At 53.6% G+C, this 507-nt stretch carries 2 protein-coding genes (1 of these 2 cut by a window edge); both read right to left on the bottom strand.

Features of this window, described 5'->3' with window-relative positions; all coding sequences use genetic code 11:
• Positions 1-125, bottom strand: the beginning of a protein-coding gene (locus J5F18_RS03120; RefSeq protein WP_346300890.1) for a glyceraldehyde 3-phosphate dehydrogenase NAD-binding domain-containing protein. 865 nt of this gene lie to the left of the window's left edge; only the first 125 of its 990 coding nucleotides appear in the window; its start codon is at positions 123-125; the stop codon falls past the left edge of the window.
• A gap of 69 nt (positions 126-194) precedes the next feature.
• A partial coding sequence (locus J5F18_RS03125; RefSeq protein WP_346300891.1) for a transketolase C-terminal domain-containing protein occupies positions 195-507 on the bottom strand: 313 nt, incomplete at its 5' end.

The raw sequence follows: 507 nt of genomic DNA on the forward strand, positions 1-507 counted from the left end.
ACCAATTCAATGCGTTGATCCCACTTTGACTCAATCCAAGCGCGCGCGATACTCCGACCAATCCGGCCAAAACCATTAATAGCGACACGAATTTTGTCGCCTTGCGCTGCAGCATTCTGCGCCATCAGGAGTCCTTGCGTAAGTTAATCATAAGCGGCCAATGCCAAAACATGCCTGCACCGACCGCTCAAATATTAGATGGACTGGGCCACCTTGACGACATTCTCAACAGTAAAGCCGAAATGACGGAAGAGTTCGTCCGCCGGCGCTGACTCACCGAAAGTCGTCATGCCCACAACTGCACCGTCGAAACCGGTATATTTGTGCCAGAAACCAGCAATGCCCGCTTCAATCGCTACCCGGCGACGCACGCTTGGTGGCAGCACGCTGTCACGGTAAGTTTTGTCTTGCTGGTCAAATACGCACGTAGACGGCATGGAGACCACTCGCACTTTTTCGCCATTTGCACTCAGCTGCTCAGCCGCTTGCATGGCGAGCTCCACTTCC

This window comes from Halomonas sp. BM-2019 (genome assembly GCF_017584085.1).